Genomic DNA, 15,181 nt, shown 5'->3' with positions numbered 1-15,181 from the left:
GGCTCGGGCGGCGTGCTGCCGCCGCCGGTCGGCTATCTCGAGCGGCTGCGCCAGATCTGCGACCAGCACGGCATTCTCCTGATCTTCGACGAGGTGATCACCGGCTTCGGCCGGCTCGGCGCAGCGTTCGGCGCCAACGCCTTCGGCGTGACGCCGGATATCATCACTTGCGCCAAAGGCATGACCAACGCCGCCGTGCCGATGGGCGGCGTCATCGTCAGCGGCAAGGTCTATGACGCGCTGATGCAGGGGCCGGACAACGCGATCGAGCTGTTCCACGGCTACACCTATTCGGCGCATCCGCTCGCCTGCGCGGCGGGGCTTGCCGCGCTCGACGTGTACCAGGATCTCGGCCTGTTCGAGCGCGCCCGCCGCCTCGCGCCGGTGCTGGAAAACCATGCGCACGGCTTGCGCGACCTTCCCCATGTCGTCGACATCCGCAACATCGGGCTGTTGGCCGCCATCGACCTCAAGCCGCGCGAGGGCGCACCGGGCGCACGCGGCAGCGAATGCGCCAGCCGCTGCTATGAGGACGGCATCCTGATCCGCGGCAGCGGCGACACGCTGTTGATCTCGCCGCCCTTGATCATCACCGAGGAACAGATCGCCGAGATTTTTGCCGCGATCCGCCGCGCCTTGACCGCGGTCAACTAGCGGCACGGCGGGGCCTCCCCCCGCCGGCAATGCATCCAGGTGGCACGCGACCCATTGCTCGCCTTCGACCGCGCGGAGCTGCGGCTCCTCCGTGCGGCAGCGGTCGAACACGTACGGACAACGGGTGTGGAAGCGGCATCCGCTCGGCGGATTGATCGGGCTCGGCACGTCTCCCTTGAGAATGATGGGATTGCGCTGGGCGCCCGGCTCGGGCAGCGGCACCGCCGAGAGCAGCGCCTTGGTGTAGGGATGCCTTGGCGCGGCAAAGATCTCATAGCGCGGCGCCACCTCGACGATCTTGCCGAGATACATCACCGCGACGCGATGGGTCATGTGCTCGACGATGGCAAGGTCATGGCTGATGAACAGCAGCGCGAGGCCGAATTTCTGCTGCAGGTCCTGGAGCAGGTTGACGATCTGCGCCTTGACCGAGACGTCGAGCGCGGAAACCGCCTCGTCGCAGACGATCAGCTCGGGCTCGGCCGCGAGCGCGCGTGCAATGCCGATACGCTGGCGTTGGCCGCCTGAGAATTCATGCGGCCGGCGGTTCAGCGCCTCGCGCGGCAGCCTCACCGTATCCATCAGCGAGGTGACGCGGACCTCGAGATCCTCCGCGGATTTGGCGAGGCCGAAATTGCGGATCGGCTCGGCGAGAATGTCGCGCACCCGCATGCGCGGATTGAGGCTGGAGAACGGATCCTGGAACACGACCTGCACGCGCTGGCGCATCTGGCGCATCGTGCTCGGATGCGCGTCGTCGATGCGCTGGCCGTCAAGGATGACCTGGCCCGAGGTGATGTCGAACAGGCGCAGGATGGCGCGGCCGACCGTCGATTTGCCACAGCCGGACTCGCCGACCAGCGACAATGTCTCGCCACGCGCGATCTCGAAGGACACGCCGTCGACCGCATAGACCCATTCGGACTTTCGCGCGAACAGACCCTTGTTGACCGGAAAATGCTTCTTGAGGTCGTTGACCTGGAGCAGCGGAGGACTCATGCCGCGACGGCTCCCTTGGCCGCGTAGTGACAGGCGGCGATGTGGCGCGGACCCTTTTCCTCAAGTCCGGGCGCATATTGGCGGCAAAGATCGGTCGCAAGCGCACAACGCCCGGCAAAGACGCAGCCGGTGATCGGCTTCCTGAGATCCGGCACCTGGCCGGGAATCTCGGCAAGCCGCCTCGCGGTGCCGGTCAGCGACGAGCCGAGCCTCGGCACAGCGCCAAGCAGGCCCTGCGTATAGGGATGGCGCGGCGAACGGAACAACTCGCCGACCGGCGCCTCCTCGACCTTGCGGCCAGCATACATCACCATGACGCGCTCGGCGATCTCGGCGACGACGCCGAGATCGTGCGTGATCAGGATGATCGCGGCACCGACCCGGCTCTTGAGGTCGAGCATCAGCTTGAGAATTTGCGCCTGGATGGTCACGTCGAGCGCCGTGGTCGGCTCGTCAGCGATCAGGAGTTTTGGATTGCAGGCCAGCGCAATCGCGATCATCACGCGCTGGCGCATACCGCCGGAGAGCTGGTGCGGATATTCGCGCACGCGCCGCTGCGGCTCGGGAATGCCGACCAGGGTCAGTGCCTCGACCGCGTGGGCCTCGGCGGCCTGCTGGTCCAGGCCCTGATGGATCATCAGCGTCTCGCGGATCTGGCGGCCGACGGTCAGGACCGGATTGAGGCTGGTCATCGGCTCCTGGAAGATCATCGAGATGTCGTTGCCGCGGATCGCGCGCATCTCGCGGTCGGACAGCTTGAGGAGATCCTTGCCCGCGAAGCGGATGCTGCCCGCGATCCTGCCCGGCGGCTCCGGGATCAATCGCATCAGCGACATCGAGGTCACCGACTTGCCGCAGCCGGACTCGCCGACGATCGCGAGCGTCTCGCCCTCGTTGACATGGAAGGACACACCGTCCACCGCGCGGTTGATGCCGCTGGGCGTCCGGAAATGGGTCTGGAGATTTTCGACTTCGAGCAGCGCCATCGTGATCAGCCCCTTGACATCAGAGGCTCTTGGCCATGCGCGGATCGAGCGCATCGCGAAGGCCGTCGCCGAGCAGATTCACGGCAAGCACGGTGACGGACAGGAAGGCCGCCGGAAAGAACACGATATAGGGCTTGACCTGCCACAGCGCGCGGCCTTCGGCCATGATGTTGCCCCAGGACGGAATGGTGGGCGGCGTACCCGCACCGATAAAGGACAGGATCGCCTCCGTGATCATGGCGCTGGCGCAGATATAGGTGGCCTGGACCAGCATCGGCGCGAGCGTGTTGGGCAGGATGTGGCGGAAGATGATCATCGGCGTACGCGTGCCGCAGGCGACCGCCGCGTCCACATAGGGCTGCTCGCGCAGCGACAGCACCACGCTGCGGACGAGGCGCGAGACACGCGGTATCTCCGCGATGGTGATCGCCAGGATGACGTTGCCAACGCTGCCGCGCGTAAGAGCCATCAGCGCGATCGCCAGCAGGATCGGCGGGATCGACATCAAGCCGTCCATGAAGCGCATCAAAATGCCGTCGGCCCAGCGGATGAAGCCGGAGACGATGCCGATGGCAAGCCCCGCCGCCGAGGCCAGCATGGCAACCGACAGGCCCACCGTGAGGGAGACCCGTGCGCCAAACAGCACGCGCGAATAGATGTCGCGGCCGAGCACATCGGTGCCGAACCAGTAAAGCGCCGACGGTGCGCGCGTGCGCTTGGCGGGCGCCAGCGCGGTCGGATCGACCGTTCCGAGATAGGGCGCGAACACCGCGATCAGCACGAGCATCAGCAGCAGCGCGCCGCCGATGGCGACCGTCGGGTGGCCGCGCAGGAAGCCGATGAAGCCGCGCCGGATGATGACCGGCCGAAGGATCTCCGGCAGTTGCGGCGCGAGAACGAACCCGGCCGGGAGCGATTGCGGGTTGACGCTGGTATCGGTCAATAGCGGATCCTCGGGTCAACGAGCGTATAGATGACGTCGATCATCAAATTGACGAGGACGTAGACGAAGCTGAACAGCAGCACGATGCCCTGGATGACAGGGTAGTCGCGGCGCAGGATCGCGTCGATCGTGAGCCGGCCGAGGCCGGGAATCGCGAACACGCTTTCCGTGACGACGGCACCGCCGATCAAGAGCGCGATGCCGATCCCGATCACGGTCACGATCGGCACCGCCGCGTTCTTCAGGGCGTGAACGAACAGGATGCCGCCCTGCCCGAGGCCCTTGGCCTTGGCGGTGCGGATATAGTCCTGCTGCAGCACTTCGAGCATGGTGGCACGGGTGATGCGCGCGATCAGCGCGATGTAGACGCAGCCGAGCGCGACCGCCGGCAGGATCAGATTCTCCAGCCAGGGCCAAAAGCCCTGGGCGAGCGGCGTGTAGCCCTGCACCGGAAGCCATTCCAGTTCGAGCGCGAAGATGTAGGCAAGCATGTAGCCGACGACGAAGACGGGCAGCGAGAAGCCGAACACGGCAAAACCCATGATGACGCGGTCGATCAGGCTGCCGGCCTTCCACGCCGCCACCACGCCGAGCGGCACCGCGATCACGATCGTGAGCAGCAGCGTGACCATCATCAGCGACAGCGTCGGCCCGAGACGCTGCCCGATCATCGTCGAGACCGGCAGATTGGTGAAGATCGAAGTGCCGAGATCACCATGCAGGATGCGCCAGACCCAGCTTCCGAACTGGATCAGGAACGGCCGGTCGAGGCCGAGGCTCTGGCGGATGCGCTCCACATCCTCCGGGCTTGCCTGATCGCCCGCGATCACCACGGCCGGATCACCCGGCGCGATGTAAAGCAGGCTGAAGACGAACAGCGCGACAATCGCCATCACCGGCAAGGTGGCGGCGATGCGACGGAGGATGTAGGAGAGCATCTGGCTTTATCGCACGATCATGCGGACTTGGATACGCCCCAGAAGAACGGCAACGGTCCCTTGGCAATACCGGAGACGTTCTTGCGCCACGCGGTATAGCTCAGGAAGAAGCCGGTCGGCGCATAGACGACGTCGTCCATCGCCGCCTTGTTGAGGCGGCCGATCGAAGCCTTCTCCTCGTCGAGGTTCTTGGCCTCGAACCAGGACGTGACCTCCTTCTCGGTGGCGGGGCTGCTCGGCCAGCCGAACCAGGCCTTGTCGCCATTGGCGCGAATGCCGGTGTAGGGCGCCGGATTGATGCAGTCCGCGCCCGCGTGCCAGGTGTGGAACATGTTCCAGCCGCCCTGTCCGGGCGGCGTCTTCTGGGCGCGGCGGGAGCCGACCGTGCCCCAATCGGTCGCCACGAAGTCGACATTCATGCCGAGCTTCTTGAGGAGGTCCGCGGTCACGTCGCCCATCGCCTTGGTGATCGGCTGGTCCTGCGCCACGAGGCACGTCACCGGCTGGCCGGAATAGCCGCTCTCGGCGAGCAGCTTCTTGGCCGCGTCGAGATCGCGCTTGCCCTTCAGGATCTCGCCGCCCACCTCGGTGTAGAGCGGCGTGTCCGGCGTGAAGAAGCCGGGCAGCGGCTTCCACAGCGAATTGTCGTCGCCGACGATCGCGCGCATGTAGTCTTCCTGGTTCAGCGCCATCAGCACCGCGCGACGCGCCCGCACGTCGTTGAAGGGCGCGAACAGGTGGTTCATGCGGAACGAACCGATATTGCCGAGGGGATCGCCGATATCGACGCTGATGTTCTTGTTCTTCTTCAGGACCGGAACGAGATCCGCGATCGGATTCTCCCACCAGTCGATCTCGCCGTTTTGCAACGCCGCCGCCGCGGTTGCCGGATCCGGCATGATCACCCACTCGACGCGATCGACCAGGATCTGCTTGCCGCCGGCGAGCCAGGATGATTTCTCCTGCCGCGGCACATAGTCGGCAAACTTCTCGAACACGGCCTTGGCGCCCGGGACCCACTCGCCCTTGGCGAATTTCATCGGGCCGGAGCCGACATAGTCGGCGATCTGCTTGAACGGATCGGTCTGCGCGATGCGCTCCGGCATGATGAAGGCGCAAGGCGAGTTGCCCTTCGCGAGCGCGTAGAGCAGCTTCGGATAGGGCTGCTTCAGCACCCATTTGAAGGTGCGGTCGTCGACGGCGGTGAGCTCCTGCTGGATCGCCTTGAGCATCAGGCCCATCGGATCGCGCGCCGACCAGCGCGTCAGGCTCGCGACCACGTCCTTGCTCAGCACCGGCTCGCCGTCATGGAATTTGAGGCCCGGCCGCAGCTTGAACGTCCAGATGGTGCCGTCGTCGCTGACCTGCTCGGACTCGACCATCTGACGTTGCGGCTGAAGCGAGGAATCGACGCCGTAGAGGGTATCCCAGACCAGCGCCGCCGCATTGCGCACCACATATTGGGTGCCCCAGATCGGGTCGAAATTGGCAAGATTGGCCTGCGGCACGAAACGCAGGGTGCGGGCCGAGGCGCCCTGTGCGATCGCAGGGGCCGAGAGGCCACCCGTCAATGCCAGACCGCCCGCGCCAGCCAGTCCCTTTAATACGGTCCTGCGATCCATGAAGTCCTCCCAGTAGTGCCGTGATATCGGCCAATCGTTGGCCAAAGGCAGGTGAAACCGAAGCCCAATGGCTTGCAAATGGTATGCCAGTAAATGCAGCTTCGCCAGCGGGATCTCGTCGCGTTTTGGCGAGCTCACGGCCTCAAAGAGCGGCCGCAAGCACCTTGCCGCTCTCGATATGGGGAATAGCCTCGACCAGCTCGCGCGTGTAGTCGGTCTTTGGATTATCGAACAACGCCCGGCTCTCCCCCTGCTCCACGATGCCGCCATTGCGCAGCACGATGGTGCGGTCGCACAGCATGCGCACCACGTTCAGATCGTGGCTGACAAACAGCAGCGCGATGTCGTTCTCGCGCCGAAGGCGATCGAGCAGTTGCAGCACAACCGCCTGCACGGAGACGTCGAGCGCCGCGGTCGGCTCGTCCAGCACCAGAAGCCGCGGCCGGCAGGCGATGGCGCGGGCAATTCCGACGCGCGCTTTCTGGCCGCCGGAGAGCTGATGCGGGAAACGCGGCAACAGATCATGCGGCAGCCCGACCCGTTCGGCGCATTCCTCCACCCGTTGCCGCAACGCCTCGCCTGCACGCATGCCGTCGAGCCGCAGCAAGGGATGGGCGATGCAATCGAAAGCGGTGAAGCGCGGATTGAGGCTCTCGTTCGGGTCCTGGAAGACCATCTGGATGTCTTTGCGGAAACGCGAGCGATGGAAGTCGCGTGACGCCACACGCCCGATCGACTGCCCGTCGAACACGATGTCGCCTTCGCTGGGGTCGATCAGGCGGCAGATCATCCGCGACGTCGTGCTCTTGCCCGATCCGGATTCGCCGACGAGGCCGACGCTCTCGCCGCCGGCCATGGTCATGGAAAAATCCGCGACAGCCGCAGCGCCCTGGTCGAAGCGTTTTGCAAGTTTGCGCACCTCCAGGAGGGGCGGCGTACCATGCGCGGGCTCCAGCCTTGGCTTGCTGACCACGGCCGCGTGACGCTCCCGCTCCTCCTCCGTCACGAGATCCTCGATCCGGGAGGTCGCAGTCGGCGATGCCGCGACCAGGCGCCTGGTGTAGGCGTGCTGCGGCGCGCTGAAGAGCGTCTTGGGGTCGGCCTCCTCGACGATGCGGCCGCGCTCCATCACCGCGATGCGGCGGCAATAGCGGGCGGCGAGGCCGAGATCGTGCGTGATCAGGATCGTCGCCATGCCGCGTGCCGCGGCGATATCCGCGAGCAGGTCCATCACCACCTTCTGGGTGGTGACGTCGAGGCCGGTGGTCGGCTCGTCCGCAATCAGGAGCGCAGGATTGCAGGAGATCGCGATGGCGATCATGACACGCTGGCACATGCCGCCGGAAAGCTCGTGCGGATAGGCGTTCATCCGCGTCTCGGGATCGCGGATCTGGACCGCGCGCAGCAGCTCCAGCGCCTCGGCCCGCGCGGCGTCCCTGGAGATGCGCTTGTGGGTAAGGATCGCGTCCGCGATCTGCAGGCCGATCGCGCGGATGGGATTCAGCGCCGCCCGCGGATTCTGGAAGATCATCGACATCGCGGCGCCCTGGAGCTGACGGAGGTCGTCTCCCCCAAGCTTCGTCACGTCCTGCCCGCGAAACAGGATTCTGCCACCGATGACACGACCGGCCGCATCCAGCAGCCGGGTCGTGGCAAAGCCTGTCACCGACTTGCCCGAGCCGCTCTCGCCGACGAGGCCGAGCATCTCGCCGGGCGCGACCGTGAGCGTGACGCCGCGCACGGCCTCGACCAGTCCGCGCCGCGTCGAGAACGAAACGTGGAGGTCGTCGATCCTGAGCAGGTCCTCGCTCATGTGCGCATGCGGGGATCGAGAATGTCCCGCATCCCGTCCCCGAGGAGATTGAAGCACAGCACGGCCATCATCAGCGCAAGGCCTGGAAAGGCCACCAGCCACCAGCGCCCGGTCGAGATGAAGCGCGCGCCCTCCGCGACCATGATGCCCCATTCCGGCGTCGGCGGCTTGACGCCGAGGCCGATGAAGGACAGGCCGGCCGCGTTGAGAATGGCCCAGCCGAGATTGAGCGAGATCTGCACCGCCATCGCCGGCAGGATGTTCGGCAGCAGGAAGCGCAGCACCACCGAGAAATGGCTCTCGCCGCAGGCGCGCGCGGCTTCGACCCAGCCCACGTTGCGGCGGACGTTCACCTCGGCCCGCGCGAAGCGGATGTAGAACGGAAGATTGATGATCGCGGTCGCGATCACGATGTTCTCGATCCGGTTGCCGAGCGCTGCGACCATGGCCATCGCCAGCACGAACAACGGAAAGGCCATCATCACGTCGACGAAGCGGCCGACGCCACGGTCGAGCTTGCCGCCGGCATAGCCGCAGAAGGCACCGACGACGGCACCGATCACGAAGGAGATGCCGACAGCGGACACCGCAATGGCAAGATCGAGCCGCGCGGCGATGATGAGACGGCTGAACACATCGCGGCCGAGCTGGTCGGTGCCGGCAAGATGGGCCGCGCTCGGCGGCAAAAGAGCTTCCGAGACATTCGAGACCACGGGATCATAGGGCACGATCCACGGCCCGAAGATCGCAATCAGGACGAACAGCGCGACGCCGGCCGCGGCCACGGCGGTAAGCGGATTGCCGCGCAGGATCCAGACCGAATGACGGAGGGTTGCACTGGTCATCCGATCGACACCCTGGGATCGGCGATGCCGTAGCAGATATCGACCACGAGATTGACCAGCACGAACAGGCTGGCCATCAGCAGCACGAATCCCTGCACCGGCGCATAGTCGGAGGACAGCAGCGCATCGAGCGCATAGGACGCAACGCCCGGCCAGGAGAACACCTTCTCCACCAGCACGTTCGCCCCGAGCATGGTCGAGAACACGATGCCGGCGATGGTGATGACCGGCAGGATCGCGTTCCGGAGCGCATAGGTCACGACCACCTTGCGCCAGGACAATCCGACCGAGCGCGCGGTGCGCACGAAATCGCTGCCGAGCGAAACCAGCATCGAGGCGCGCGTGATCCGCGCCAGCGGCGCGATCACGAACAGCGCCATGCTCACCGCCGGCAGGATCAATTGCTTGCAGGCCGCCCACCAGCCGTCGACATCGCCGGCGAGCAGGAAATCGATCGACAGGAAGCCGGTGCGCTGCGGCGGCAGCGAGGTGAAGACGTCGATCCGCCCGGTCGGATCAGGCGCAAGCCCAAGCAGGTAGTAGAAGACGTAGATCAGCAGCAGGCCCGAAACGAAGGTCGGCACGCAGACGCCGAGCGCGCAGAACAGCCGCACGCCGTGATCGACCACCGATCCCGGCCGCAACGCCGCCATCACACCCAGCGGCACCGCTGCAATGAGTGCGATCAGGAGCGCCGTAAAGGTCAGCTCGAGCGAGGCCGGCAGCCGCTCGCGCAGATCCTTCAGCACCGGCTGCCCGGTCATCATGGAGCGGCCGAGATTGCCGCGGCCGATGTCGGAGAGATAAAACACGAGCTGCTCCGGCACCGATTTGTCGAGCCCCATCTGCTTGCGGATCTGCTCGATCTCCTCTTTGCCGGCATTGGGCCCCGAGGCGAAAAACACCGCGGGGTCACCGGGAAGGACGCGCATCAGAAGAAAGGTGAAGACCAGCACACCGAACAGTGCCGGCAGCGACGACAGCAGCCGCCTGCCCGCCCGCACCAATGTTGCACCAAGACCGGTCGTCACCTTTCAGACTTTCTTTCGCTTGCGAACATTACTTGCGGCTGACGTCGCGATAGTCGACCTGGCGGTGGAACTCGTAGGTGTAGCCTTCGATCGACGACGCCATCACCGCGTCCTGGTTCGGCTGCCACAGCATGACTTGCGGCATCAGGTCGAAGTGCATCGCGTTGAGCTTGCGGCCGGCTTCCTCATACTTGGCCTTGTCCGGCTCGAAGCGGGCTTCCTGCGCGATCGCAGCAAGGTCCGGGTTGTTGATCGAAGAGTAATTCCAGCGCTGATTGCCGGTGTAGAAGTTGCGGTAGAAGTAATCGGTCGACGGCAGCCAGGCTACGATGCCTTCGGTGTAGAAGGGAAGCTTCTTCTCGTTGATCTGCGTCGACATCTGCGCATCCGGCAGCTTCTGGATGTCGACCTTGATCCCGATCTTGCCGAGCGACTCCTTGACCAGCGCCGCCATGGGCTCCGCGGTCGAGGACTGGCCGACGTTGAAGCTGAAGGTGGTCGAGAAGCCCTCGGGGAGGCCTGCAGCCTTCAGATATTCCCTGGCCTTGTCGAGGTCGAGTTTCACCGGCTGCTGGAACGGATAGGTGCCGTTCGCCGGCTTGCCGTCCGTCCAGGTCGCGCCGTACAGCGGCGAACCGCGGCCGAACAGAGCGGCCTTGAACATGTCGTCGTAAGGCAGCGCGTAAGCGATGGCGCGACGAACGTTGACGTTGTCGAACGGCGGCATCTGGTTGTTCATCGAGACGAAGGTGATCGCATTGTATTGCGGCGTCGAGATCACCTTGAGCTTGCCCTTGGCCTCGAGCGACTGCACGTCGCTGGCCTGGAGGTCGACGACGATGTCGGCATCGCCGCGCTCGACGAGGTTGGCGCGGGTCGCCGGCTCCGGCACCGACTGGATGATCACGCGCTTGAAGAAGGCCGGCTTGTTGGCCGAGCCGCGATTCCAGGCCTCGTCACGCTTGAGCAAGACCTGCTCGCCGGGCTTGAAGGTCTCGACCACATAGGCGCCGCTGCCGGCGGTGTGCTCCTTCAGCCATGCGGTTGCCCAGGGATCGTCCGCCGTCGCATGCTCCTTGGCGACCTTCGCGTTGATGATCATCGGATACACGGTGGCCAGGTTCGGCAGCGCGAGCTTGTCGGGTTTTGGAAGCGTCACCTCGATCGTGAGGGGATCGATCACCTTGAACTGGTCCGCGGAAGTGAGCGAGCCCGTCAGCAATTGCGCCTTGCCGAGGATCGGCGCGGTGACGCAGCGATCGAGGGACCACTTCACGTCCTCGGCTGTCACCGGCGAGCCGTCCTGGAACTTTGCGTCCTTGCGGAGGCGGAAGGTGATCTTCAGGCCATCAGGGCTGACGTCGTAGGATTCAGCAAGCTCGCCCGTGATGGTGTCGAGATCGAACACCCATTTGCCGTTGAGCTGCTTGCGGCCGAACGCCACCAGCCGGTCGTAGGTGCTCATGCTGAGCGCGAAGGATTCGCGGGTCGAGCCCGGGATGTTCGGATCGAGCGTGTTGACGGAAGCGCCCGTGACATAACGCAGCGTTTCCGCCCTGGATTGCGCGTGCGAAGGCACGGTCGCGATCAACAACAGCGCAGTGGTGGCGAGGACTGAGGTCGCGGACCCAAAAGACACAAAACGCATTCTTTTTCCCTTGAATTTTCGAGCAGGAAGGCCGGCAAGGCTGACTAAGAAAGAAGCAAGTTGCGCGCCACTTTCATGGGATCGCATTGTCGCGGTGGCGCGTGGACGATCATGCAGATTCCCCCATTTTTCGCGCTGGCCGCGTAACTGTTGCCTGCGGCACGTCATAGGCGCTGAGCGAGGCCCAATGACGCGCGATGTCGGCGCGAAACAGGCCGCGCGTCAGACCACTCACCAGCTTCGGCACGGCCGTCGTCATCGCATTGATCGACGATCCCGATGGACCGAAGCTCATGGTGGAGGCGATGGCGAACAGATGGATGTCGGAGATCCACGACGTCTCACCGGGAACGCGTTCGGTGAAGGCGTAATCGTCGGCGAGATAGGGAAAGCGGCCGAGGCGCGCGTTGCGCTCGTCTTCCGGCGGTTGGTACCGATCGGCCCAGGTCGCGATGTTGCCGGCGAACCGGCTGAGCTCGCCGCGGCCGGTGAAGTTCATGTCGATGCCGGTGCCGCAGATGACGAAATCCGCAATGATCGAACCGCGCGGCGTCTCCAGTTCAACGCCGGCGACCGTCTGGCGCGCGGCCTCGAGCGGTGCGCCCTCGTGCAACGTAAAATTGGCGTGACGCGCGCAGCGATCGTAAGTCGGCTGCGGAAACCCTTCGCGCATCTCGAGTATCTTGCGCATGAAGCGCCAACGCCAGGCATCGTCGAGATCGCTGAGATGACGCAGGAATCCGCGAAAGGTCAGCCAGCGATAGGGCTGGATCACCTGGATTTTTCTGCGACGGCAGAGCAGATGCACCTCGGCCGCGCCCGCCTCCAATGCAGTCGCTGCATTGTCGAAAGCGGATGCGCCGGCACCGATCACAGCGACGCGCTTGCCGCGCAGGTTTTCGAAATCGATGCTTTCGGCGACGGTCGCGACAGAACCGGCCGGCAGATCGCGCAGCGGCTCGGGGATCATCCAGTCGCCCATGCCCTCCTGCCCCGTCGCCAGCACGATCTTGCGCGCGTAGAGCATCTCGACGGTGTCAGCACGCTGCACGCGGGCTGCGAGCAGCCCCTCGGCCGCCGGCGCAATCTCCAGAAGCTCGCAACCATTGCGGACGGGCAAGTCGATCGCGCGGCGAAGCCACAGCAAATACTCCGCCCAATGCTCGCGCAGGATCAGGTTCAGCGTCTGCCAGCTCTCCTTGCCGAAGCGGGCTTCGTGCCAGGATTGATAGGTCAAGCTGGGAATGTCGAGGTCCGGACCGGTGTAGTCCTTCGGGCTGCGCAGCGTCGGCATGCGGGCATAGGTGAGCCACGGGCCCTCCTTGCCCTCCTCGGCCTTGTCGAGCAGCAGGATGTTGCTGACGCGGGAGCGCATCAGGCCGAAACCGATGGCGATGCCGGATTGGCCCGCGCCGACGACGAGAACATCGAGCGCGGGCTTACCATCCGGCCCGATCTTCGGTTCGAGCCATGCGGCGTGAGGATGCGCGATCATGGCGAGATCGGCGCGGACGCCCGCTTCCAGCTCCGTCAGCGCGTCACTCATGCCGCGAGCCAGCCTCCGTCGACCACCATCACGGTACCGGTCGTGAAAGAGGACGCATCGCTGGCGAGATGCAGCGCGGTTTGCGCGATCTCCTCCGCCTGGCCGAGCCGCTTCATGGCATGACGGTTGCGAGAGGTTTCGCGCGCTTCTTCCGGATTGGCGTTGCGGCCGAAGCTACGGCGCAACATCGGCGTATCGATCGCGCCCGGCGCGATCGCGTTGACGCGAATGCCGTCGGTGGCGAAATCCACCGCCATCGTGCGGGTGAGACTGACGATCGCACCCTTGGCCGCGATATAGGCGCTGCTGTTCCTGCCGCCGGCCATCGCAAGCTGCGAGGCCAGCGTGATGATCGAACCGCTGTTCTGCTGCTGCATCTGCGGGATGGCGGCCCGCGCCCACAGCCAGGTGCCGCCGACATTGGCGCGGAACACCGCGTCCCAGTCCTCCAGGCTCGTGGTCAGCACGGTGCCGCCGCAGGAGAAGCCGGCCGCGGTCATCAAGATGTCGAGACGACCGTGGCGCGCGATGACATCGCCGACGACGGTTTCGGCGAAACCGGCATCGCCGACGTCGCCGACATGCGTCGTTGCCTCGCCAACCAGGCTGAGCGTCTCCTGGAGGCCCGCAGCATCGCGATCGACCAGGGCAAGACGCGCGCCCTCGTCCGCAAACAGCTTTGCACTGGCGCGGCCGATGCCGGAGCCTGCGCCCGTGATGATGGCCGCGCGTCCCTGAAGCCGCATCTCAGATCCACTCCTTGTGCTGAGTCAGCCAGGCACTCATCGCCGCGGCGGACTCGGCGCAGCCGAACCGCGCGCGCCAGCCGAATTCGTCCGCCATCCTGTTAACCGAGAGCGGCGCGCGATAAGGCCCATGCAGCCTGATGACAGTTTTCTCGCCGGGCGCCGCGAGCCGGCATTCCAGGCCGGGATTGAGCGCCGCAAAAGCCTCGCCCCATTGCAGCGCCGGCCACAGCGCGCCGCTGGAGATATTGTAGAGGCGGTGGCGCGGCCGCTCGGCTTCGACGACGAGCGCCACGGCTTCGGCTGCATCCGGCGCATAAATCCAGTCCCGCATGCCGGGTTCAGGCATGATCGCCGGCTCGCCGCGGGCGAACGCGGCCAGAATCTGGAACTGGAGGCTCGGCGTATCGCGCACCGAGCTGGGCTTCTCCCACGGGCCGAACAGGGCGCTTAAGCGCACGCTCAGGAAATCGCCGCCAAAGAGTTCGGCATGGCGCGCCACCGACCGCTCGGAGGTGAACTTGCTGATGGCGTAGAACGAGACGGGATCGCAGGGCGTCTCCTCGTCCAGCACCTCGGCCCGCCCGCCCGCGGCGCCATAGGCCGACGCCGACGACAGATTGACGACGCGCCGCACGCCATGACGGATCGCGGAGAGCAGGATCGGGATCTGCGCCATCACGTTGATTTCGAGCACGCGCGCGGTCGAGGCGCGCTCGAGCTCCTCGCCGGCAGTGACGGCGGCGCCGAGCACGATCGCTTCAACGCCTTGGGAGATGAGGGCGTCGATGGACTCCGTGTCGGTGATATCGCCCTGCACGGCCTTGAGCCGTGCGCCGTAACCGGCAAAAGCGCGCCGCGCCGCGGGCGGCAGCTCCGCGCGGTCATACAGCGTCACGTCGTGGCCGCGCGCGAGCAGCGCCTCCGCAACGTTGAGGCCGACAAAGCCGGTGCCGCCGAAGATGACGATCTTCATCGCGCGCGATCCACTATCACAGCAGTTTTGCCCCGAAGTTCCGCTCCGGATCCATGTCGGCAACGAGCCGGCCGGTCGGCTTGGCCGACTCGCCGCCGCTGCGCGCCAGGAACTTGCCGCTGCCGGCGGACGCGAGGCACTTGTCGCCGTCGATGATGACGCGGCCGCGCGAGAGCGTCGTCACCGGCCAGCCCTTCAGCTTGCGACCCGCGAACGGCGTGTAGCCGGTGAGGTCGTGCGTCATCTCGTCGGCGATCACGGTCTCGCGGTTGGGATCCCAGATCGCGATGTCGGCATCGGCGCCGACCGCAATCGAGCCCTTGCGCGGATGCAGATTGTAGATCTTGGCCGGCGCCGTAGACGTCAGCTCGACGAACTTTTCCAGGCCCAGCCGGCCCTTTGACACCATCGCATCGAACAGCAGCGGCAGCCGC

Annotated in this window: 13 protein-coding genes and 1 pseudogene; 1 reads left to right on the top strand and 13 read right to left on the bottom strand. The window is 65.5% G+C overall.

Features of this window, described 5'->3' with window-relative positions; translation table 11 throughout:
• Positions 1-654, top strand: a 654-nt coding sequence (locus tag PMI42_RS37790) for an aminotransferase class III-fold pyridoxal phosphate-dependent enzyme (protein WP_157195718.1), incomplete at its 5' end; no start/stop codon positions are given.
• A gap of 33 nt (positions 655-687) precedes the next feature.
• On the opposite strand, the pseudogene PMI42_RS05060 reads toward PMI42_RS37790, so the two are convergent.
• The 13 genes and pseudogenes from PMI42_RS05060 to PMI42_RS05000 all read right to left on the bottom strand — a co-directional run.
• Positions 688-1,653 (bottom strand): annotated as a pseudogene (locus tag PMI42_RS05060) (ABC transporter ATP-binding protein); the annotation flags it as partial.
• A complete protein-coding gene (locus tag PMI42_RS05055) occupies positions 1,650-2,639 on the bottom strand; it encodes an ABC transporter ATP-binding protein (RefSeq protein ID WP_008131152.1) in 990 nt (329 codons plus the stop codon). The gene PMI42_RS05055 and the pseudogene PMI42_RS05060, both read right to left, overlap by 4 nt.
• Before the next feature lie 19 nt (positions 2,640-2,658).
• Complete coding sequence (locus PMI42_RS05050; RefSeq protein WP_008131151.1) at positions 2,659-3,582, bottom strand: ABC transporter permease; 924 nt, start codon at positions 3,580-3,582, stop codon at positions 2,659-2,661.
• On the bottom strand, positions 3,579-4,520 hold the full coding sequence (locus PMI42_RS05045) for an ABC transporter permease (RefSeq protein WP_008131150.1): 942 nt from the start codon (positions 4,518-4,520) through the stop codon (positions 3,579-3,581). The genes PMI42_RS05050 and PMI42_RS05045 overlap by 4 nt, the downstream gene beginning before the upstream one ends.
• Before the next feature lie 17 nt (positions 4,521-4,537).
• Positions 4,538-6,142 carry an ABC transporter substrate-binding protein gene (locus PMI42_RS05040; protein ID WP_008131149.1) on the bottom strand — a complete coding sequence of 535 codons (1,605 nt, stop codon included), beginning with the start codon at positions 6,140-6,142 and terminating at the stop codon, positions 4,538-4,540.
• A gap of 142 nt (positions 6,143-6,284) precedes the next feature.
• Entirely contained in the window at positions 6,285-7,955 is a 1,671-nt protein-coding gene (gene nikE, locus PMI42_RS05035) for a nickel ABC transporter ATP-binding protein NikE (RefSeq protein ID WP_008131148.1), read from the bottom strand.
• Entirely contained in the window at positions 7,952-8,800 is an 849-nt protein-coding gene (locus PMI42_RS05030) for an ABC transporter permease (RefSeq protein WP_008131147.1), read from the bottom strand. Before PMI42_RS05030 ends, nikE begins: the two co-directional genes overlap by 4 nt.
• Entirely contained in the window at positions 8,797-9,831 is a 1,035-nt protein-coding gene (locus PMI42_RS05025; protein ID WP_035964549.1) for an ABC transporter permease, read from the bottom strand. Before PMI42_RS05025 ends, PMI42_RS05030 begins: the two co-directional genes overlap by 4 nt.
• A 28-nt stretch (positions 9,832-9,859) precedes the next feature.
• A complete protein-coding gene (locus tag PMI42_RS05020) occupies positions 9,860-11,479 on the bottom strand; it encodes an ABC transporter substrate-binding protein (protein ID WP_008131145.1) in 1,620 nt (539 codons plus the stop codon).
• A 109-nt stretch (positions 11,480-11,588) separates the two neighbouring features.
• Positions 11,589-13,025 (bottom strand): NAD(P)-binding domain-containing protein, encoded by a 1,437-nt coding sequence (locus PMI42_RS05015; RefSeq protein WP_008131144.1) that lies wholly within the window; start codon positions 13,023-13,025, stop codon positions 11,589-11,591.
• Positions 13,022-13,771, bottom strand: coding sequence for an SDR family oxidoreductase (locus PMI42_RS05010; RefSeq protein WP_008131141.1), 750 nt, complete (start codon positions 13,769-13,771; stop codon positions 13,022-13,024). Before PMI42_RS05010 ends, PMI42_RS05015 begins: the two co-directional genes overlap by 4 nt.
• 1 nt (position 13,772) lies before the next feature.
• The gene (locus tag PMI42_RS05005; protein ID WP_008131139.1) at positions 13,773-14,747 is read right to left on the bottom strand and encodes an NAD-dependent epimerase/dehydratase family protein; all 975 of its coding nucleotides are present in this window, start codon (positions 14,745-14,747) and stop codon (positions 13,773-13,775) included.
• A 16-nt stretch (positions 14,748-14,763) separates the two neighbouring features.
• On the bottom strand, positions 14,764-15,181 hold a 418-nt coding region (locus PMI42_RS05000), incomplete at its 5' end, for an amidohydrolase family protein (RefSeq protein WP_008131138.1).

The organism is Bradyrhizobium sp. YR681 (genome assembly GCF_000282615.1).
Classification (GTDB): Bacteria; Pseudomonadota; Alphaproteobacteria; order Rhizobiales; family Xanthobacteraceae; genus Bradyrhizobium.
This window is presented reverse-complemented; position numbering and strand designations above follow the sequence as displayed.